The organism is Thermovenabulum gondwanense (genome assembly GCF_001601575.1).
In the GTDB taxonomy this organism is placed as follows: Bacteria; Bacillota; Thermosediminibacteria; order Thermosediminibacterales; family Thermosediminibacteraceae; genus Thermovenabulum; species Thermovenabulum gondwanense.
The window spans coordinates 20,837-39,869 of sequence record NZ_LOHZ01000044.1; the positions used below are offsets into that span (position 1 = coordinate 20,837).

Annotated in this window: 23 protein-coding genes and 1 pseudogene; 5 read left to right on the top strand and 19 right to left on the bottom strand. The window is 40.4% G+C overall.

The window, feature by feature from the left end:
- Positions 1 to 60: 60 nt before the first annotated feature.
- From ATZ99_RS12340 to ATZ99_RS10810, 12 genes and pseudogenes are all read right to left on the bottom strand, one after another.
- Positions 61 to 477, bottom strand: a pseudogene (locus ATZ99_RS12340) (glycosyltransferase); the annotation flags it as partial.
- An 89-nt stretch (positions 478 to 566) separates the two neighbouring features.
- Entirely contained in the window at positions 567 to 800 is a 234-nt protein-coding gene (csrA, locus tag ATZ99_RS10760; RefSeq protein ID WP_068749239.1) for a carbon storage regulator CsrA, read from the bottom strand.
- A gap of 1 nt (position 801) precedes the next feature.
- On the bottom strand, positions 802 to 1,248 hold the full coding sequence (fliW, locus tag ATZ99_RS10765) for a flagellar assembly protein FliW (RefSeq protein WP_068749240.1): 447 nt from the start codon (positions 1,246 to 1,248) through the stop codon (positions 802 to 804).
- Between the two features lie 22 nt (positions 1,249 to 1,270).
- A complete protein-coding gene (locus tag ATZ99_RS10770; RefSeq protein WP_068749241.1) occupies positions 1,271 to 1,666 on the bottom strand; it encodes a nucleotidyltransferase substrate binding protein in 396 nt (131 codons plus the stop codon).
- Positions 1,647 to 1,988, bottom strand: coding sequence for a nucleotidyltransferase domain-containing protein (locus ATZ99_RS10775; protein ID WP_083947476.1), 342 nt, complete (start codon positions 1,986 to 1,988; stop codon positions 1,647 to 1,649). The genes ATZ99_RS10770 and ATZ99_RS10775 overlap by 20 nt, the downstream gene beginning before the upstream one ends.
- A 49-nt stretch (positions 1,989 to 2,037) precedes the next feature.
- Complete coding sequence (locus ATZ99_RS10780; protein WP_068749242.1) at positions 2,038 to 2,616, bottom strand: DUF6470 family protein; 579 nt, start codon at positions 2,614 to 2,616, stop codon at positions 2,038 to 2,040.
- A 312-nt stretch (positions 2,617 to 2,928) separates the two neighbouring features.
- On the bottom strand, positions 2,929 to 4,152 hold the full coding sequence (gene flgL, locus ATZ99_RS11720) for a flagellar hook-associated protein FlgL (protein ID WP_083947477.1): 1,224 nt from the start codon (positions 4,150 to 4,152) through the stop codon (positions 2,929 to 2,931).
- Between the two features lie 4 nt (positions 4,153 to 4,156).
- A complete protein-coding gene (gene flgK / locus ATZ99_RS10790; protein ID WP_068749243.1) occupies positions 4,157 to 5,563 on the bottom strand; it encodes a flagellar hook-associated protein FlgK in 1,407 nt (468 codons plus the stop codon).
- A 12-nt stretch (positions 5,564 to 5,575) separates the two neighbouring features.
- Entirely contained in the window at positions 5,576 to 6,082 is a 507-nt protein-coding gene (locus tag ATZ99_RS10795; protein WP_068749244.1) for a flagellar protein FlgN, read from the bottom strand.
- A gap of 22 nt (positions 6,083 to 6,104) precedes the next feature.
- A complete protein-coding gene (gene flgM, locus ATZ99_RS10800) occupies positions 6,105 to 6,401 on the bottom strand; it encodes a flagellar biosynthesis anti-sigma factor FlgM (protein WP_068749245.1) in 297 nt (98 codons plus the stop codon).
- A 134-nt stretch (positions 6,402 to 6,535) separates the two neighbouring features.
- Complete coding sequence (locus ATZ99_RS10805; protein WP_068749246.1) at positions 6,536 to 6,943, bottom strand: TIGR03826 family flagellar region protein; 408 nt, start codon at positions 6,941 to 6,943, stop codon at positions 6,536 to 6,538.
- Between the two features lie 13 nt (positions 6,944 to 6,956).
- Positions 6,957 to 7,676, bottom strand: a complete 720-nt coding sequence (locus ATZ99_RS10810) for a ComF family protein (protein ID WP_068749247.1) — start codon at positions 7,674 to 7,676, stop codon at positions 6,957 to 6,959.
- A gap of 80 nt (positions 7,677 to 7,756) precedes the next feature.
- Here ATZ99_RS10810 and ATZ99_RS10815 point away from each other — a divergent pair, with 80 nt between their 5' ends.
- Positions 7,757 to 8,002, top strand: a complete 246-nt coding sequence (locus ATZ99_RS10815; RefSeq protein ID WP_068749248.1) for a hypothetical protein — start codon at positions 7,757 to 7,759, stop codon at positions 8,000 to 8,002.
- Between the two features lie 13 nt (positions 8,003 to 8,015).
- On the opposite strand, the gene hpf is transcribed toward ATZ99_RS10815, so the two are convergent.
- The 7 genes from hpf to ATZ99_RS10850 form a co-directional block, all read right to left on the bottom strand.
- Positions 8,016 to 8,573, bottom strand: coding sequence for a ribosome hibernation-promoting factor, HPF/YfiA family (hpf, locus tag ATZ99_RS10820; protein WP_068749249.1), 558 nt, complete (start codon positions 8,571 to 8,573; stop codon positions 8,016 to 8,018).
- 91 nt (positions 8,574 to 8,664) lie between these two features.
- Entirely contained in the window at positions 8,665 to 10,290 is a 1,626-nt protein-coding gene (locus tag ATZ99_RS10825) for a uridine kinase family protein (protein WP_068749283.1), read from the bottom strand.
- Positions 10,291 to 10,409: 119 nt separating this feature from the next.
- Positions 10,410 to 10,880, bottom strand: coding sequence for a DsrE/DsrF/DrsH-like family protein (locus ATZ99_RS10830; RefSeq protein ID WP_068749250.1), 471 nt, complete (start codon positions 10,878 to 10,880; stop codon positions 10,410 to 10,412).
- A gap of 9 nt (positions 10,881 to 10,889) precedes the next feature.
- A complete protein-coding gene (locus tag ATZ99_RS10835; protein ID WP_068749251.1) occupies positions 10,890 to 11,114 on the bottom strand; it encodes a sulfurtransferase TusA family protein in 225 nt (74 codons plus the stop codon).
- A gap of 21 nt (positions 11,115 to 11,135) precedes the next feature.
- Positions 11,136 to 12,794 (bottom strand): FAD-dependent oxidoreductase, encoded by a 1,659-nt coding sequence (locus ATZ99_RS10840; RefSeq protein ID WP_068749252.1) that lies wholly within the window; start codon positions 12,792 to 12,794, stop codon positions 11,136 to 11,138.
- 271 nt (positions 12,795 to 13,065) lie between these two features.
- On the bottom strand, positions 13,066 to 13,935 hold the full coding sequence (locus ATZ99_RS10845) for a TPM domain-containing protein (RefSeq protein WP_068749253.1): 870 nt from the start codon (positions 13,933 to 13,935) through the stop codon (positions 13,066 to 13,068).
- A gap of 20 nt (positions 13,936 to 13,955) precedes the next feature.
- Positions 13,956 to 14,540 carry a LemA family protein gene (locus ATZ99_RS10850; RefSeq protein WP_068749254.1) on the bottom strand — a complete coding sequence of 195 codons (585 nt, stop codon included), beginning with the start codon at positions 14,538 to 14,540 and terminating at the stop codon, positions 13,956 to 13,958.
- 279 nt (positions 14,541 to 14,819) lie between these two features.
- On the opposite strand from ATZ99_RS10850, the gene ATZ99_RS10855 reads away from it, so the two are divergent.
- From ATZ99_RS10855 to ATZ99_RS10870, 4 genes are all read left to right on the top strand, one after another.
- Positions 14,820 to 15,794, top strand: coding sequence for a TAXI family TRAP transporter solute-binding subunit (locus tag ATZ99_RS10855; RefSeq protein WP_068749255.1), 975 nt, complete (start codon positions 14,820 to 14,822; stop codon positions 15,792 to 15,794).
- Between the two features lie 63 nt (positions 15,795 to 15,857).
- A complete protein-coding gene (locus ATZ99_RS10860) occupies positions 15,858 to 16,352 on the top strand; it encodes a DUF1850 domain-containing protein (protein ID WP_068749256.1) in 495 nt (164 codons plus the stop codon).
- Positions 16,353 to 16,355: 3 nt separating this feature from the next.
- Positions 16,356 to 18,302: a TRAP transporter permease gene (locus tag ATZ99_RS10865; RefSeq protein WP_068749257.1), complete on the top strand. Its 1,947-nt coding sequence runs from the start codon at positions 16,356 to 16,358 to the stop codon at positions 18,300 to 18,302.
- 135 nt (positions 18,303 to 18,437) lie between these two features.
- Complete coding sequence (locus ATZ99_RS10870) at positions 18,438 to 18,992, top strand: nitroreductase family protein (protein ID WP_068749258.1); 555 nt, start codon at positions 18,438 to 18,440, stop codon at positions 18,990 to 18,992.
- Positions 18,993 to 19,033 lie beyond the last annotated feature (41 nt).

Below are 19,033 nucleotides of genomic sequence, written 5' to 3' on the forward strand. Positions count from 1 at the left end.
CAAATTATATTGGTCACTCACCCAAACTTGCGGCATCTCTATAGAATTTTTACTCCACTTTGTCCAGAATACTTCAGATACTATATCCTTCTCTAATGATATTAAATGTAAAAGTGTCATCGGATGTAAAACAAGATCTGAATCAACTAGAAAAATATAATCATATTCTTGCTCCAACGCATACTTTAAAATCATATTCTTATTTTTCGCAACTTTCCTTATTAATTCTTCTTTCCAATAGTGAGTATTTTCATCTTTCACGTAATCTGCATTACAAGGTAATGAATCAAGCAATATTGTTCTTTGCTTCCTCTTAAAGTCGTTCAAAATTTGTTTTGATAAAAAATCAGTATTATCATCAACAAAACAAAAATCACAAACCAATCCATCTTTTTTTAAATTTTCTAGAGAATTTAGATACTCTCTTAATATTTTAGGCTGCTGACGAATGCTTGTACCAATTAATAATCTTGTCATTATATCATCTCCTGCAAAAAAGTTATACTAACATAAAAAAACAATTATAGTTAAAAATTTTGATATCTAACAAACTATTACCATCTAACCTAATCATACCTATACTTCCTTTTTTCTACCTCTGCAAAAGCAGCCAACGAAAAGTCTAGAGCCTTAATATTTTCGCCTTTTATTTCCTCTATAAGTTCCGCCCGTAAAATTTTTACGCCCTTTGGGGCGTGTATGCCGAGCTTTACCCTGTCCCCTTCGATTTCGACAACGGTTATTTCCACCTCATCGCCTATCAAAAGTTTTTCTCCTTTTTTTCTTGAAAGGACGAGCATTTTAGCTTTCCTTTAGGCTTTCCGTAAAAATTTTTACGGGCTGTTTTATCTGATAGTCAGGGTTTTCGGCGATGAGCTGGTCTCCGAGGCGGTTTAACGGATTTAATACGATAGGGGCTTTCAGGTTAACCGTTGTACTTTCGGGGTTCTTGGGGACGGTAAGAATGCAAAGTACTACGCCATCCTCAATAGAATTAAGCTTCAGGTTTTTTAAATCGCTTTCGTTTATGACTGGTTCATAGTCCGGGAAAAAACTTAAAGGGTCCACAACCGGCAGTGCAAAATCCTTTTCCTCCACCGATTGAAGCCATTTTATTGTATCGCTTCCCGGGTGATCGATGAGGACGAATCTTTTTAAGTCTTCAAAGCCAATTATGCCGTTTGGAAAATTTATTATTTTTTCTTCTTCTATTTCTATCTCGCCGAAAAATTTAGTATTTATTTTCATTTTGCCTTTCCTCCGATTACTCTTATTCTCTTACATACCTTTCCGCATAGTCTTTGAGTTCTTTTAATAACCCCATGTAGAATGATTTAATCTTATTATAAATCGCTTTAGCTTCCTTTTCATCGTAAACATGAGATGTTTTATTCCTGTCAATCATCATGTCTATCCACGCCTCTCCATCGGATACTAATCCTGCTTTGTAGCTTTCCTTAATTGCGCTTCTCGGGCTTTTAACTTCAATTCCTTCATATTCAAGAATATCCTTAAGGAGTTTCCAAGCAAGTTCAAAGGTAAACTCAAACCTCTGGATAACTCCATCTATAACTATCTCATTCGAAGGTTCAAAATTTATGCCTTCTTCCAGCCTTTGCAAAGCATTTTTAAAGTCATTAAACCTTTCAACGATCCTTTCTCTCATATATTAAAACCCCATCCTTAATTATATTTTCTTTCAAGGAATCCTTTTTTAACTTCTCAAAATGAACTACATCGAAAGACAGGGCGGTATCTATTTCGTTTATTTCATCTACGAGCAGGTTAAACTCCCTATCCGAAATATTTTCTGAAAAAACGGCGATATCCACATCCGAAGTATTTTTATAATCTCCCCTTGCTCTTGAGCCGAATAGGAAAACTTTTTGAACACTGCAGTACTTATTAAATATTTTTGACAATTCCTTCAATATTTTATCATCCATAAAAATTTCTTTATCCTTATTTTTAAGTTTTTCAGAAATCATGATAAATCTACCATCCTTTTAAATTTTATCATACCGTAACCTCTTTAAATTAAATTTTCAAATCCACATGCTCCCCTACCTTCACAGGGGTAATCTTTATATAAGGCGGTTTTTGCAAATAAGTTTTTACATCGCCGTATTCGTAGGATATATCCACGGGAAAGGGGTTTATATTTACCCTTACAAATCCTTCTTTTAAGGATGCATTTACCTTCCCTTCCTGAAAATATATTTCGGGTGGAGATTTAGGTATTAAATCCACATTGTAGTCCTTCTCGGGAAAGGCGTTAAATTCCGCCAATTCGGAAATGGATACCCCCTTTTCTATGGCACCAAGTTCATCGCCCTCCCTTGCTATTTTCTCCACCGCCTGCCAGGTTAAATCCTGGGCCTCGTAAAACCACTGCCTTGAAAGGGTGGGCATGTCGGCAAGGCCTATTTCGGAAAAAGGGGCTTTTAAGTCTATTTTTTCAAGTTTCGGATATTCTATATTTAATTGAAGCTCGGGCTGGCTTTTTTGCAAATCAAATCCGCCGGTAATATCTCTTTTTATATCCATATTCCCTTTTTTGTAACTTATCCCGAGCTCGCCGAAGGAAAATTGTATATCGAGATTGTAAATTTGCATTGCCTTCCTACCCTTCAATAGGTTATAGAAATTCATGAAAAATTAACTGTATGCATTTATAAATATTTAAGACTACTAAATGTATAATTGCATAAAAGCGGGTATTAAATATTAATTAAAAAAGGCAATATTGGTAAGGTAAAAATATAAAAATTACTATTAATTGCATTAAGATATTACATAGAAAAATAAAATAAATTTTCTATAAAGTAAATAATAACATCAATGTTAGCTTAAATTATTTTAAAAACTGCAACTAAACTAAATAATTATAATAATTATAAAAATAGGCCTAAATTCAGGCCAAATAATTTATCTTAAAAAGTCCACAAGGCTGGGCTGAATGACCCTTGCTCCTACTGCAAGGGATGCCCTGTAGACGTTTTCCTCCATCTTTAATTCCATTATTACCTTTGCAATATCCACATCCTCGGTATTGGAAAGAAGCGAAGTATAATCGATCTTGTTGTTTTCAATCCTGGTCCTTGTAGCTTCCAGGCGGTTTATTTTAGCACCCACCTGGGAGCGGAATTTTAAAAGGGTGTTTATGGCATTATCCAAATCCGAAAGCTTTGATGAAAGGCTTTGAGGATTATCATTTTTTAATGCATCCTCTATTTCTTCCACCACCTTGAAAATCTCACCGAAAACCTCGTCACCGTAAAGGCTAACATCCATGGTGTTTAATCTGCCGAGATTATAGGATTTTGCTTTTTCTTTTGAAATTGTTACCTGAGCGGTGCCGTTGCTGATAATATTGAAGTTTTTAAGGTTTAAAACAAAATCTTTAGTGGAGTCGGGGTTACCGCTTCCATCAACTTCATATATCCTTTGATTATCCTGGTTTACGCTGATGCCTACCGCTCTTGCAATAGCATTTCCGCTATCGTCCTGTATTTCAACATCCGCGGTTTTAGCGGTGTCGTTAAAATTAGTTACAATTATTTTATAATTCCCTGCTGAAATCCCACTCCCTAACTTGCTTAAATCCACTGCCGAAGATTTTATCCCGGTGCCGCCATCGGATACAACGGTAACCTTTGAGGGCAAATCAAAAGCAGTGTTTGCCACAATTTTTCCGCTTGTATCGTAAGAAAAAGGCTGTGTATCGGTGTAGTATCCTCCAAAGAGGTACCTATTATTATAGGAAGAGTTTGCCTCCTGAAGTATCTGCTCTTTTAGCTGGGTGATTTCATCTAATATTGCAGCCCTGTCGCTGGCGGTCAATGTACCGTTGGAGCCGTATACGGTAAGTTCCCTTATCCTCTGCAGGATTTCACCGGTGTTTTGCAGAGCGGTTTCGGTGTTCTGAAGCCATGTGACCGCATCATCCACGTTTTTGGAATACTGCTCTAAGGATAAAAGGGTGTTCCTGAGCCTCATGGCCAGTACGGCAGAGACAGGATCATCCGAGGGAAGCCTGACCTTTTTCCCTGAAGAAAGCTGGTCCTCCTTTTCCCCGAGCCTTTTTAAGTTGTAGGAAAGATTCCTCATAAAAGCTTCAGTAATCATCCCTTGAGTTACGCGCAAAATCAAACACCTACCTTCCCACAATACCCATGTTCAATATTCTTTCCATCATCTCATCCATGGTCGTTATCATCCTTGCCGCCGCATTGTAGGCATGCTGGTACATTATCATCTTTGCCATTTCTTCATCTATGGAAACGGAGGAAATCTCCTTTCTCCTCTCATCTAACTGGCTCACCATATATTCCTGGGCTTCGGCCATCCTTTTTGCCTGCTGGGAATCTATACCTATCCTGGATATAAGGGCACTGTAAAAGTCGTCAAGGCTTCCGTTTAGCTCATTTAAATACTTCTGCCTTAAATCCGCAAGTTTTAAGGCATTGCGGTTGTCCCCGGGAATGCCGGTAGAGGTTTCGGCAGCCGCTATCTTTTTTAAATCCCGGATAATTTCGGTGTTCACAAATAAAATGTCTCCCGAATCCAAAGGATTATACAGGAAAAAATCTACACCCGGGTTTCCGTATAAATCGTATCCGCTCTTATGTATTTCGTTGAATTTATTTGCAAAGGTTTGGGCAAAGGTTTTTAAGTCGTTCAAATATGCCCCTACCTTTTTGTCCCTCAATTCAATTAGCCCAAAAAGCTCGCCTTTCTTAGAATTTAAATCTATATTAAACCCTACCCATTCGGGTATTGCGGTTAAATCCGTCTGGTCAAAGCTCACGGTATTGTAATCGGTGCCCTTTACAAGTATTGCTCCGCCCACATTTACGGAAAATAGCCCGTTCTGGTCCTCATAGGTTTCAATGTCCACTATTTTTGAAAGCTGGTCCAATAAAAGGTCTCTCTTGTCCCTAAGGTCAGCGGCGGTAGTGCCCGAAAGCTCCATATGCCTTATCTCCCCGTTTAAAGAGGCAATCTGCTTTGCAAGGCTGTTTATCTCGTCCACCTTTACCGCTATCCTGAAGTTTACATCACCTAAAATCTCGTTTAACTGCCTTGAAGTATGGTTTATGGTGTCCGCAAGGGTTACAGCCCTTTCCTTTACTGTTTCCCTTATCTCGATGGCCTCGGGGTTTTTTGAAAGCTCTTCCAATGCCTGCCAAAACTGCGTAAGCACTGAAGAAATTCCTATATCCGAAGGCTCGTTAAATACCGCTTCCACCTGTTTTAATATATCCGTCTGCACACTCCACTGGCCCAGGGAAGAGTTTTCGCCCCTAAATTGCCTGTCGGTGAAGTTATCCCTTATCCTCGTAATATCTCCTATGGTTACACCGGTGCCTATCTGCACCGCACCCGCTCCTGTAAAAAGCCCCGCAAAAGGTTTTGTATAGGTAGACTCTAAGACCACCCTCTGTCTTGAATATCCTTCGGTGTTGGCATTTGCTATGTTGTGGGCAACGTTTTGCTGAGCCTTCTGGTTTGCAAAAAGAGCTTTTTTAGCTATTTCTATCCCAAAAAATCCGGAGTACATCGGATCCTCTCCTCACAATTTTTTATCAATAATCCTCATGCCTTCCTTTTCCGATAGCTTTCCATCCGCACCATATCCCGCTCTAAATTTTGCCGCATCTACGAGAAGTTCTATGGAATTGTTTATAAATTCCAATGCGCTTTTTATAAGGCTTTCGTTTAAACGGTTTTTTTCGTCCAGGTTTTGAAGGGTGCTCCTTAATTTGCCGGTTACTTCGTCCATTTCTTTTTTAATTTCTTCCGGAAAAAGGTTGATCATATAGGAAGAATTTACCATGTCTTCATTTAAATTAAGATGAGAAGAACAGTCTTTTATAAATTCTTGCCTTTCCTCCTCTAATTTTCCGAGTTTCACAATCATTTCCTGTTCTATTGCGGTAATTTCTTCTAAATGCTTTATATCATTTTTTACCAGGATGTCCGTCTTTTTCTTTGCTATTTCCAAAAGTTCTTCGTAAATGGAAAGCTGCTCTTTTAGATTTTTTAAAAGAACCCCGAAATCCACATCTTTTAATTCCATAAAAAAGCGCCCCCATTTTCTGTTATATTCTTTCATTTAAAAGGTCATCAATCACCTTTTCGGCAATTTTTTCCGCATTTACCGTGTAGAGCCCTTTTTCTAATCTTTCCTTAATCTCCCTCACCCTGTCTTCCCTCACATCATTTACTTTTTTGGCTATTTCAAGGGCTTTCAAAAATTCCTTGCCTTCCGAGGAAAGAACAAGTTCATCTTTTTTTAAGTTTACTTCCTTTTTATCCTCGGGCTTCACATTTTCCTTTCTGGAATAGGTCTCATATATCTTAAAAATTCCCGGAAAACCGCTTTTCTCGATATTCATGACATACCGCTCCTTATATTTTTTCTATTATATTTATCGAAGAATTCCATGGTCAGGGTGAGGATGAAAAAAACGCTTTTGGGGGCAAAATTCGTATTTTCCGCTTATTTTCTTTTGATTTCTCCTTATATTTTCTAATTTTCATCCCTTCTGTACCGGGTAATATGTATTTTGCCCTTCATATCGCTTCGTTTTTCCAAAGGGTTATCTCCGCGAATTCCAAACCCTTTTTTCATTTCCTCCACACATTTATCGCAGTACCTTCCCGTAAGTATCGGTTCCCCGCATCTTTCACATTTTAAAAGGATGTTGATGTTGTTCTTCTTTAATATAAGTCTTCCTTCCTTTAAAAAGTCCAGAATCTTTTTTACGGGCACTCCGGTTTTTTCCGATATTTCATCCATCGTAGCTGCCGGAACTTCGTAAAGGTAGTCCCTCACCTTTTTAAAATCCTCTTCTTCCTTTGCAGTACATTCGGGACAAAGGTTTCTCGTTGTGTACAAAAACACCTTCCCGCATACAGGACAATTTCTGAGTTCCAAAATAATACCCCCTTTACCCTCTCGCTAAGGTTATTACGTATACTTTTCTTGCCCCTCCCGAAAGAAGGGCTTTCGCACACTCGTCAGCCGTATTCCCGGTAGTGTAGACATCGTCTACCAAAAGTACGTTTTTGCCTTCTACCGGGTAACCAGCATTAATCCTGAAGGCATCCCTTACATTTTCATCCCGTTTCTCCCTCGGCAGGGCGGTCTGGTGCCCGGTATTTCTTATTCTTATTAATGTATCCCTCACCTCTATTTTTGCCCTTTCTCCCAGCTCCTTTGCAAGAAGCAGGGATTGGTTGAATCCCCTTTTTTCTTCCCGCTTCTTATGGAGGGGTACCGGTACAATAAGGTCAATATCGGAAAATCCCGACCTTTCATACGCCTCAAACAATTTTTCGCCAAAAAAAGCAGAAAACCTTCTATCTTTATTATATTTAAACTCATGAATCAGCCCTTTCAACACCCCTTCGTACACCCCGTATGCCCTGGCCTTCTCAAAATAATGTTTTTTCCTTTTGCAATCATAGCAGTAAGAAGATAAATCATTATAAAGGGGTTTCCCGCATTTTTCGCAAAAGGGAGAGGAAATAATTTCTAACTTTGAAAGGCATTCCCCGCAAACGGGTATGCCCTTTTCGATTTTTTTGCCGCAAAAGGTGCAGTTTATTTTAACAGGGTACAGGGCATTTAAAAATGATTCTGCAATTTTTTTCAGAAAATCTACCATGATATATTTCCCTTCGTATCTTGTTAGTCTTATATTTCATATTTTAATATTATGAAAAAACTTCTTAAAGAGGTATTTTTATGAATAAAGAAAAAGATTTCGAAAAAATGAAAGAGCTGCTGGGTATAGAAATTTTGGGGAAATTAGTCTCCTCGGGTGCTAATAACCCCTGTTTGATAATTCCGATAGTCACCTTTTTGATAAGCAAGAAAATACCCTTTACTTTAACTTTTACCCCCGAAACTCAAAACAATTTTGGGAAGGTTGTATTAAATATAACCTTAAGCCAGAAGTTTAGCTTTTCTTTCACCTGGACTTTTGATTAAAAACCCCGGAGGGTTAATACTCCGGGGCTATCAAACCGTAATTGCCATCTTTTCTTCTGTAAACCACGTTTATTTCTTCCGTTTCAGCATTGTTAAATACGAAAAAGTTGTGTCCTAAAAGGTCCATCTGCAGGATAGCCTCATCAACGCTCATAGGCTTTACCGGAAATCTTTTTATTTTTACTACCCTGAATTTTTCTTCTTCCTCTTTTTCCATATCCCTGTTTAGATCCTCAAGGACGGTAGCTTCTCTCGGGATATTTTTTCTTAACGACCTTACCAGCTTTGTCTTGTATTTTTCAATTTGTTTATCCAATTTATCGGCTACAAGGTCAATAGCCGCATACATGTCTTTGTTTTCCTCTTCTCCCCTTAAAAGTAAATCCCCTGTGGAAAGGGTTACCTCCACAATGTGCCTTCCGTTTTCCACATGCATTTTGACCTTAGCCTCTATACTGTCGTTGTTCAGGTAATTGAAGTGCCTTGAAAGCCTCCCGATCTTTTTTTCCGCATAGTCCCTCAAGGCAGGAGTAACCTCAAAATTACTGATTCCGCTTACGGAAATTCTCATAAACTTCACCCTTTCTGGGAGATTATGTTGGTTTTTGTAAAATTTTCTGTAATTTCATTATAGCATATACCCTGTTATTTAAACAAGTTTTTTATTCGACCAAAAAGCAGCTGTTTCCGATGAACTCCCTGAGTATAGACGTAAGGGGAATATCTTTCTCGTCTTCAATGGGTAAAAAGTAGTCTAAGAACTTTATAAGATAAGAGGCAACGTTATATTCCGGGTCATCCTTTGTTATCTCTCTTAATAAAGGTTCCGCGTATCTTTTCAATACCGCCAGTTCGTAAATTAGCGCCGAATTAAACATCACATCGGCCTCCTCCTGAAAGGCAAAAATGTGCCTTTGCGCACCCCTTTGCACAGAAGGCCACATGGCGATGGTCTTTTTGGCATCGGCACCCCGGCACCGGCTGTCCCTGACTATTCGCCTTATTAGCCGGGTATCGGTTGTGGAAATTCGGTTGTGGTTATCTATGGAAATCTGCGTCAGGGCGCTCACATATATTTTAAATTTGTTTTCTTTGGGTATTAGAGCGGTCAGTTTCTCGTTTAGTCCGTGAATACCCTCGATTACTATGGGTTGGTCTTTTTCAATTTTAGTAGGTATTGAAGGAAATTCCCGGGTGCCTTTTATAAAATTGTACTTTGGAAGGTAAACTTCCTTCCCCTGAATGAGGGCGGCAAGGTGATGGTTAAAAAGTTTAATGTCAATGGCTTCCAATGCTTCAAAATCCGGTTTCCCATCCTCGCCAAGTGGTGTCTTGTCTCTATCTACAAAATAATTGTCGAGGGAAATAGAAATGGGTTTTAACCCGTTTACCCGAAGCTGCACCATCAGCCTCTGGGCAAAGGTGGTTTTACCCGAAGAGGAAGGCCCCGCTATCAGGATAACCCTGAGCCTTTCTTTATTTTCGGCGATCATATCGGCTATCTGGGCTATCTTTTTTTCATGAAGGGCTTCCGCTATTCTTATTATTTCCCCCGCCATGCCCTTTGATATGTAATCGTTTAAAGCCCCCGCATCGGCAATTTCGAGGATATGAGCCCACTTTTCAGCCTCCCTGAAGATTCGCGAAAGTTTTGGCTGTTCTTTGAAGGGCGCCACTTCCACGGGTTTTTCGATAGATGGAAACTGAAGGACGATCCCGGGAAGGTAGAATTTTAGCTTAAACCATTTAAGAAAACCGGTGTAAGGCACCATGTACCCATAGAAAAAGTCCTTAAAACCGTCCAATTCATAAAGGTGTATGTGGTCTTTTTTCAGATATTTTAATACCCTTACCTTATCCTCGCATCCCTGTTTTTTGAAATACAAGAGGGCCTCTTCTATCGGAACGCTAAGTCTCCTAATAGGAAGATTTTTCTCTACCATCTCTTTCATTCTTTTTTCGATCATTTCTACCTCGTCCTGCCCGATGGGTGACTTCCAGTAAACTTCGGTGTACAGCGCATCACCGAGGGAGTGCTCTATATGAACCCTGCAGTCTGAAAGAACATCATGACAGGCTTTGATAAAAAGCAGGGTAAGGCTTCTTACATAAATCTTCATACCCGTATCTTCAGTCATATCAATAAACCTTACCCTTGTATCTTCCTTCACCATGTAGTTTAACTCGCAGAGGACATTGCCTACCGAAGCAGCGGTAACGGGATAGGGAAATTTTTCTTTATGTTTTTCGTAAATTTCCAGAAGGGTAACGGGATTTTCAAATTCCATTTCGCCTATTCTTTCTACGTAAATCTTCACCTTTCACCACCCCTTAAAAGTATCTTTCAGTATTTACATTATAACATAAGTTTTTTTAAAAAAGAAAAAAGGGCGACTTTTTCGCCCTTTTATATGAACAGGTTTAGATTTGCTTCATCCGCCTCGGCAAGGTAAGTGGCAACTCCCGCAAAATCAATGCCGTCTACAAGTTCTTCCTTTTTTATACCCATTACATCCATGGACATGGTGCAGGCAATTAACCTTACGCCGAGCGCTTTAGCATTTTCTATAAGTTCCGTTAGGGTATTCACGTTCTTCTTTTTCATGATGTATTTCATCATTTTTGCTCCCAGGCCCCCGAAATTCATCTTGGAAAGGCCCAGCCTTTCGGCACCCCGGGGCATCATTTTGCCGAACATATTTTCGAGAAAACCTTTTTTAACTTTTGCTCCCTCCGGTTTTCTCAAAATGTTCAAACCCCAAAAGGTAAAGAACATCGTCACCTCATCCCCCATGGCAGCGGCACCATTGGCTATGATAAAGGCTGCCATGGCTTTATCTAAGTCCCCGGAAAAGACTATAATCGTCTTTTTAGCCATAGCTACCTCCTACACCTTTTTTACTTTGGCTACTATTACATCGCCCTTGTCCTCAAGGCTTAAAAGTTCGTTTTTGGTCTTTTTGCACCAGGCCTGCACGTCGCTGTAAAATCCCTTGTCCGTCGCTTCCACCACTACCACATCCCCGGGTTCTGCGGATTTAATAGCATTAAAAAGCTGTACTATTGGACCCGGGCACTGCAGGCATTTTGCATCGATGTGAATTTCTTTCATTTTTGCATCTCCTCCTTAAAATTATTCCAGCTCAAAAGGCCAAGCGGTTACGCCGCCGTCCAGTATTTTGATATTTTCAAATCCTAAGTGCTTTAACGTCCTGTAGGCAAGGTATGCCCTTAAGCCCACCTTGCAAATAAGAATGGTCTCTTTATCCCTGTTGATTTCGCCTGCCCTCTTTTCTAACTCGTTAAGCGGGATATTTTTTGCTCCGGGTATGGCTCCGGTCAAGAATTCCGCTTCTGTCCTCACATCGATGATCTGAAGGTCAGGACTGCCGAGTTTTTCTTTTAGTGAAATTGGAGAAATTCCTTCCACCCTGCCGGTAAGCTTATTTACTGCTACGTTTGCGGCAACTATGGTAGAAGACAGTGCCATGGAGAAAGGCGGTGCATAAGCAAGATCGATTTTCGCCAGGTCTTCAACGGTACCCTTCAGGGTTATCAATGTGGCCAGGATGTCAATGGGTTTATCCACTACGCCTTCTCCTATCACCTGTCCGCCAAGAACCCGGTGGGTTTTCTTATCTACGATAAGTTTTGTCACAATCGTCTTATGCCCGGGGTAATAGTGCGCTCTGTCGTTTGCCGGAACGAGAACGGTAATGTAATCGTACCCGAGAGCCTTCGCATCCCTTTCGGAAAGTCCGGTTCTTGCCGCATTCATCTCAAAAAGTTTTACAACGGTGGTGCCGAGAACTCCCTTTAATGAATCCTTTTCACCCTTCGGGAAAAGGTTTAATGCGGCAACCCTGCCCATTTTATTCGAGGTAGACCCCATGGGATACCAGGCGGGTGAATTTGTAATCAGGTTTATATTCTCCGCGCAATCGCCTACCGCAAAGATGTCGGGAATGTTCGTTTCCATGTGTTCGTTTACTTTAATGGCTCCTTTTACTCCCAGTTCTATGCCGGCTTCTTTTGCAAGCTCTGTATTTGGAAGGACGCCGATGGAGAGAAGCACGAGTTCCGTATCGATTTTCCTCTTATCGGTTACCAAAGCGGTAACCTTCCCGTCTGTTCCTTCTATCGCAACAGCTTTTTCTCCGGTGAAGATTGTTATACCTTTTTTCTCAAGGTAGCTCTGGGCAAGAAGGGCAATCTCCCTGTCAAAATTGGGTAATATCTGATCTAAAAGTTCCACAAGGGTTACCTTTACTCCCTGCTGGGTAAGGTTTTCAGCTACTTCAAGGCCTATAAAGCCTCCGCCGACTACCGTTGCCTTTTTTACCCCGTGTTTTTCCACCTGTTCCCTTATTCCTACCGCATCGTCAATGCTTCTTAACTTAAATACATTCTTCAAATCAGCGCCGGGTATTGGAGGAACAATGGGTTTTGCACCGGTAGCAATAACCAGCTTATCGTAGAAAAAGTCCTTAGTTTCTCCGGTTGCAAGATCCTTTACGATCACCCTTTTTTCCGAGGGAATGATCCTTTCCGCTTTATGCTTTAACAAAATTTCCACTTTTCTTTCCTTGAATTTTTCCGGGTTCATTACGGTCAAATGGGATTTTTCCTTTATAACGTTGCCGATATAATAGGGTAGCCCGCATCCCGCATAGGAGACATATTCTTCTTCGGTGATAACCTTTACCTCTACATCAGGATATTCCCTCACAGCCTTGGCCGCGGTCTTCGTGCCTGCAGCTACTCCGCCGATGATTAAAACCTTTTTTTTCATAATTTCCCCTCTTTCCTATAATTTGTGAAAAACTTCTCTTTTTTCAGCAAAATAAACCAAACCGAAATTATTATAACAATTATAATAAAATTAGGTATTTTTTTAAATTGAAATTTTTTTCATTAATTTATTTGATTCTTTTATTATTATATTATGATTTTTGGATATAATAAATTTCGATTACGATACTATTTTTAAAGAAAACGGGGGAATTTTGACGTTTCCCCCAATTTTCTTTGAAATCTCTTTCTTTTTCTTGTTATTTTGCTGATTACCTGCTGGCGCCACCGCCGCCTCCGGAGCCTCCGCCGAAACCTCCAAATCCTCCGCCGGATCCTCCGGAAAATCCTCCGAATCCGCCGAACCCTCCGAAGCCGCCGCCTCTGAAAGGTCCGAAGGGACCTCTGATTATCGGACCACCTCCGCCTCCAAAAGGCGGTCTGCGGAAAAATCTTCTGGGTCTTATAAAGAAAAAGTATATGATGAGAAATACGATAATTATCTTAAATATTTCTCCCGCTCCTATCTCATCCTCTTTCGAACCGTAATCCAGTAATTTCCCAAGCCCTTCTTTATTTAAATCCATATTGTATTCCTTCGCCACTTCGGCAGCCACCGCAAAAAAGGTGTCGTATATACCTTTTGAGTAATTTTTTTCTTCAAAAGCGGGGAGTGCGTAGGTATCCAATATGAAACCTGCTTTTCCGTCATTTATTGCCCCCTCAAGGCCATAGCCCACTTCTATCCTTATCCTGCCTTTTTTATTCAAAAGAAGGTTTTCCTTATTCACCAGGATCATAATACCGTTATTTTTTTCCTTATCCCCTATACCCCAGCTTCGGAAAAGCTCCAAAGAATAATCCTCTATGGTTCTACCGCCAAGGCTTCCTACCGTAACAACCACTATTTCCGCACCGGTTAAATCGTCTATTTTTTTGGCAATTTCTCTCATTTCTTCCTCGGAATTTTCATCAATGAGTTCTGCAAAATCAAAAATATATATATTTGAAGCCGGTTTTTGAGGAACCGGTTCTGCTTTTGCCGCACCGGATCCAATAACCCCCGTTACAGATAAGAATAGAATAGCTAACAAAGCAGTTAGTAAAATTTGTTTTAGCTGATAATTCTTGTTATAAAGCATTTTTCTATCCCCTTCACCGGTTAAAATTTGACCTTGGGGACTTCTTTTGCTCCTTCTTCAGCCTTAAAATATTCCTTCATTTCAAATCCGAAAAGTCTTGCAAATATGTTTGTGGGAAAAGTCCTTATCTTAGTATTGTATATTTGCACCGCATTGTTGTAATCCATGCGGGCAACCGCGATCCTGTTTTCGGTCCCTGCCAGCTCATCAGCAAGCTGCCTGAAGTTGGCATCCGCTTTCAAATTAGGATAGTTTTCCACTATAGCAAGAAGCCTTGATAAGGCCCCGGAAAGCTCCGCATCCGCCTCAGCTTTTTCAGCTACGCTCCCGGCCCCGATTAACTTTTCCCTTGCTTTTGTCACCTGTTCAAAAATCTCTTTTTCATGGGAGGCGTAACCCTTTACAGTTTCCACCAGGTTAGGTATCAAATCCGCTCTCCTTTGCAGCTGATTTTCCACCTGGCTCCATTTGGCGTTTATATTTTCTTCACTTTTTACCAGGCTGTTGTAGGTACCCCATATGTTCATAAAAATTAACACCAGTATAATTACCAGAGCCAGAGTGATTTTTGATATTTTTAAAGCCAATTTATTGACCCCCTTCATTTTTTCTTTATTTTCTCTTCTATATTATGATTATACCAGTAAATAATTAAAAAGAAATAATATATTTTACGCATAATGTGGTTCAAATGGCAAAAGATAATAAAAAGTCAAAGAAAATATTTTATAAAAAATATACTGTATACATGTCCAAAATTTTTGTGGTGAAAAATTATGTTTTTGTTAATTTCAGTTACATCAATTTTAAAATTGTAAGTAGGCATAAAATTATATCAAATTCAACGAGTTTACAATTTATTAAAAATTCAAGGAGGTTTGGTTATGTTCAAAAAGACGGTAGCCCTTATCACCATCGCCCTTTTATTAACGGCTGCAATAGCAGGTTGCGCCGGTAAAAGCGGCGGTCAGCAGGCCGGTGGGCAAAAATTCATTACCATCGCTACCGGCGGTACTGCGGGAACTTACTTCCCCCTCGGTGGCGCACTGGCTGACATCTGGAATAAAAACATTAAGGGCGTAAACGCTACTGCTCAGAGCACCGGTGCTTCGGTAGCAAACGTAAACCTCTTAAAAGATGGAAAAGCTGACGTAATCTTCGTACAAAACGATATCGCTTACTACGCTGCCAACGGTACTGAAATGTTCAAAGACAATAAATACGAAGACATTAAAGGTCTTACAACCCTTTATCCCGAAACCGTCCAGATAGTTACCTTAGCCGGTAAAAACATCAAGAGTGTAGCCGACCTGAAGGGTAAAAAAGTAGCGGTAGGTGCGGCAGGAAGCGGTGCAGAAGCTAACGCAAGACAGATTTTAGAAGCTGCTGGAATCACCTACAACGATATAAGTGCACAATACTTGAGCTTTGCCGAAGCCGCAAACAACTTAAAAGACGGTAACATCGATGCGGCGTTCTTGACAGCAGGATTCCCGACAGCTGCGGTTCAGGACATAGCGGCATCCAAGAAGATCGAGCTTATTTCCCTTGACGATGCTCTGGTATCCAAATTGATGGAGAAATACCCCTACTACACGAAGATTGTAATACCCGCTAACACTTACAGCGGTGTAGATCACGATGTGAACACAGTTGCAGTAAAGGCTATGCTTGCTGTAAGTTCCAAGATGGATGAAGAAACAGCTTACAACCTCGTAAAGACCATGTATGCTAACCTTGATAGATTAAAGGCTGCTCACAAAGCCGGCGAGCAGATCAAGCAGGAAACCGGTAAAGAAGGCATGTCAATACCTCTCCATCCCGGAGCAGAAAAGTTCTTCAAAGAGATCGGAAAATAATTATCGCAGTTTAAATATAAAGGAGGGCAAATTGAGCATTGGACGTAGTCCAATGCTCAATTTATGAAAAAAAGGATTGATATATTTTTCTTTTTTTTGGTGCTGGTCATCGCAGTTTTCTTTTCCTTTTACAGGGTAGAAAAAAAAGTGATTTTAACGGTATACAATGCGGACAACGGCAAAACCATTGAGATTCCCTTGCAAAACAACGAATTTACCCATGTTTTCATTCATTCCATTCAAAAAACCCCGGTGTATGAGGATTTTAAAGTAGAAGATAATAAAAAACTTCATTTGATAAGGACCAGGTATTTTTCCTTAGGGATAGGGCTTCCCTATGCGGAAGAAGGCAAGTTTGAAAACCAAAACGGCGAATTTGTTATGGAAATGAATAGATTTTTTGATACCCTTCCCATTCGGGTATCTCCTTTGAAGGGACATGGAATAATTGCCAATGGAATTATGTATAATTTTCTCGACTTTTCATCACCAAATGATTTAATAATAATAAGCGCAAAAGTGCGATGGATCATAAAAAATATAAAAGGAGGGAGTTAATAGATGACGGAAAAAATACGCGAAGAAGCCGCCGTAGACAGTCAGGAGATATTGAGAAAATTTGATAAAGAATCCGATTACAGAGTTTTGAAAGGGTTTGCTGCAAAAATAGTAAGCGCTATTGCCATCACTTTTTCCCTTTTTCAGCTTTACACCGCAATTTTTGGTGTTCTCGATGCAATGATTCAGCGTTCAATCCACGTAGCCTTTGGCTTCTGCTTGATCTTCCTCTTATACCCGGCAAAAAGCGATTGGCCAAGAGACAGGATACATCCGGTAGATTTTATCTTATCCATCCTGGGAGCCGCCGTTCCTCTATATATCACCGTTTTTTACAAGCAGTTAGTATTAAGAGCGGGAACGGTTACAACCTTAGACTATGTTGTTGGAGCCATCGGCGTTTTGCTCGTTCTTGAAGCAGCAAGAAGGGTAGTTGGTATTCCCATAGTCACAATTGCGAGCTTATTTATTGTATACGCATTGATAGGCCCCTACATTCCCGGACAGCTTGCTCACAGGGGAGCGGATCTTCCAACCCTTGTTCAGCATCTTTTCTATACAACGGAAGGTATTTTCGGTATACCCATAGGCGTTTCATCTACATTCATTTTCCTGTTTATACTCTTCGGTGCATACCTTGAAAAAACCGGACTCGGCCAGCTTTTCATAGACCTGGCCAACGCAATTGCAGGATGGGCATCGGGTGGTCCTGCAAAGGTTGCAGTACTTTCAAGCGGACTTATGGGAACCGTTTCGGGAAGCTCGGTGGCAAACGTGGTAGGTACCGGAAGCTTTACAATTCCAATGATGAAAAGACTGGGCTATAAGCCGGAGTTTGCCGGTGCGGTAGAGGCAACCGCTTCCACGGGCGGGCAGCTCATGCCGCCTATTATGGGCGCAGCAGCCTTCTTAATGGCAGAGTTTACTAAAATCCCCTATTCCAGGATTATAGGAGCAGCTGCCATACCGGCGCTTCTTTACTACTTCGGTGTATGGACGGGCGTTCATTTGGAGGCAAAACGCCTCGGTCTTCGTGGATTGAGCAAAGAAGAATTGCCCAAATTCAGGGAAATAATATTAGAAAGAGGACACCTCATAATTCCCCTTATAGCAATTGTTTATCTTTTGGTAACCGGATTTACACCGATGAAAGCAGCTTTATACGCCATATTCCTTTCAATTATTTCGGCCATGCTGAGGAAAAATACCAGGATCAGTCTTACCGATATTATTAACGGTTTGGAACAGGGTGCAAGAAGCGCTCTTGGCGTAATTGCCGCCACCGCTTGTGCGGGTATTATCATCGGTGTGGTTACCCTTACAGGTTTGGGTCTGAAACTTGGCACATCCTTGGTAGATTTAGCAAACGGCAAATTGTTCTTGACTTTGTTCTTTACCATGATAACTTCTTTAATTCTCGGAATGGGAGTACCCACTACCGCAAACTATGTAATAACTTCAACCATTGCAGCTCCCGCGCTTTTAATGCTAAACGTTCCCGTACTTGCCGCCCATATGTTTGCTTTCTACTTCGGTATTATTGCTGACGTTACACCACCCGTAGCCCTCGCGGCTTTTGCAGGTGCGGGTATAGCAAAGGCAAATCCATTAAAAACCGGGTTAAATGCTTCGAAGCTTGCTATCGCGGCATTCTTAGTGCCCTATATTTTCGTCTACAATCCGGCGCTATTGCTGATTAACGTGCAACCGGCAGAAATTATCTGGATAATTATTACGTCTTTAATAGGAATAATTGGGGTTTCTTCAGCAGTTTCTGGTTATTTAATTACCAATCAAAATATTATTGAAAGGCTCATATTCTTCCTAGGAGGTATCCTGCTCGTTACTCCGGGATTAAAAACGGATATTATAGGAGCTGGACTGCTCGTTATTGGATACCTGATTCAAAGGAGCAAATATTCTAAAGTTAAAACTGTAAAAGCCAAATAAAAAGAAAATTAAGTAAGTAGGAGGTAAAAACTATCCTCCTACTTTTTTTCTCACATTGTAAAAATTATATATCATCAACGCTTTTATTTTATAAAAAAATTTATTAAAATGTTTTTTAAGAAAGGAGGAGGTCTTTTGAACGAAATTATTAACGTCATAAAAACCCGTAGAAGCATAAGGCGGTTTTTGCCGGAACAGATAAAAGAGGAGGAATTAAAAACAATTATCGAAGCGGCAATTCATGCCCCCAGCGGTCATAACGAACAACCCTGGCATTTTACGGTAATACAAAACAAAGAGTTACTGGACCACTTTAACAGTGTTATAAAAAAGCTGATGTCAGAATCGGAGGTAGAATGGATATCGGCAATAGGGCGCAACGAGAAGGCCCACATATTTCACAATGCACCTACGGTTATAATAGTATCCGGCAGGAAAAGCGCTTATTCCGCCCTCGTGGACTGCAGCGCTGCTACTCAAAACATGCTGCTTGCCGCCCACAGCTTGGGAATTGGCTCCTGCTGGATAGGACTTGTAAATTTTCTTTTTAAAATAAAAGAGGAGGCTCAAAAACTTTCCATCCCGGAAGGTTACGAACCGTTTTACGCCGTGGCTTTAGGCTATCCCGACCCGTCTAAACAGCCACGCCCCATTGAACGCAAAAAAGATGTGGTAAATTACATTAAATAAAAAATTATTGCCCGGGAAAATTCGGGCTTTTTCTTTATTTT

Excerpts from the sequence above, each read along its gene's own strand:
- csrA (WP_068749239.1), bottom strand. The coding sequence starts at position 800 with ATGCTCGTCCTTTCAAGAAAAAAAGGAGAAAAACTTTTGATAGGCGAT.
- fliW (WP_068749240.1), bottom strand. The coding sequence starts at position 1,248 with ATGAAAATAAATACTAAATTTTTCGGCGAGATAGAAATAGAAGAAGAA.
- ATZ99_RS10770 (WP_068749241.1), bottom strand. The coding sequence starts at position 1,666 with ATGAGAGAAAGGATCGTTGAAAGGTTTAATGACTTTAAAAATGCTTTG.
- ATZ99_RS10775 (WP_083947476.1), bottom strand. The coding sequence starts at position 1,988 with ATGATTTCTGAAAAACTTAAAAATAAGGATAAAGAAATTTTTATGGAT.
- ATZ99_RS10780 (WP_068749242.1), bottom strand. The coding sequence starts at position 2,616 with ATGCAAATTTACAATCTCGATATACAATTTTCCTTCGGCGAGCTCGGG.
- flgK (WP_068749243.1), bottom strand. The coding sequence starts at position 5,563 with ATGTACTCCGGATTTTTTGGGATAGAAATAGCTAAAAAAGCTCTTTTT.
- ATZ99_RS10795 (WP_068749244.1), bottom strand. The coding sequence starts at position 6,082 with ATGGAATTAAAAGATGTGGATTTCGGGGTTCTTTTAAAAAATCTAAAA.
- flgM (WP_068749245.1), bottom strand. The coding sequence starts at position 6,401 with ATGAATATCGAGAAAAGCGGTTTTCCGGGAATTTTTAAGATATATGAG.
- ATZ99_RS10810 (WP_068749247.1), bottom strand. The coding sequence starts at position 7,676 with ATGGTAGATTTTCTGAAAAAAATTGCAGAATCATTTTTAAATGCCCTG.
- ATZ99_RS10815 (WP_068749248.1), top strand. The coding sequence starts at position 7,757 with ATGAATAAAGAAAAAGATTTCGAAAAAATGAAAGAGCTGCTGGGTATA.
- hpf (WP_068749249.1), bottom strand. The coding sequence starts at position 8,573 with ATGAGAATTTCCGTAAGCGGAATCAGTAATTTTGAGGTTACTCCTGCC.
- ATZ99_RS10825 (WP_068749283.1), bottom strand. The coding sequence starts at position 10,290 with ATGGAATTTGAAAATCCCGTTACCCTTCTGGAAATTTACGAAAAACAT.
- ATZ99_RS10830 (WP_068749250.1), bottom strand. The coding sequence starts at position 10,880 with ATGGCTAAAAAGACGATTATAGTCTTTTCCGGGGACTTAGATAAAGCC.
- ATZ99_RS10835 (WP_068749251.1), bottom strand. The coding sequence starts at position 11,114 with ATGAAAGAAATTCACATCGATGCAAAATGCCTGCAGTGCCCGGGTCCA.
- ATZ99_RS10840 (WP_068749252.1), bottom strand. The coding sequence starts at position 12,794 with ATGAAAAAAAAGGTTTTAATCATCGGCGGAGTAGCTGCAGGCACGAAG.
- ATZ99_RS10845 (WP_068749253.1), bottom strand. The coding sequence starts at position 13,935 with ATGCTTTATAACAAGAATTATCAGCTAAAACAAATTTTACTAACTGCT.
- ATZ99_RS10850 (WP_068749254.1), bottom strand. The coding sequence starts at position 14,540 with ATGAAGGGGGTCAATAAATTGGCTTTAAAAATATCAAAAATCACTCTG.
- ATZ99_RS10855 (WP_068749255.1), top strand. The coding sequence starts at position 14,820 with ATGTTCAAAAAGACGGTAGCCCTTATCACCATCGCCCTTTTATTAACG.
- ATZ99_RS10860 (WP_068749256.1), top strand. The coding sequence starts at position 15,858 with ATGAAAAAAAGGATTGATATATTTTTCTTTTTTTTGGTGCTGGTCATC.
- ATZ99_RS10865 (WP_068749257.1), top strand. The coding sequence starts at position 16,356 with ATGACGGAAAAAATACGCGAAGAAGCCGCCGTAGACAGTCAGGAGATA.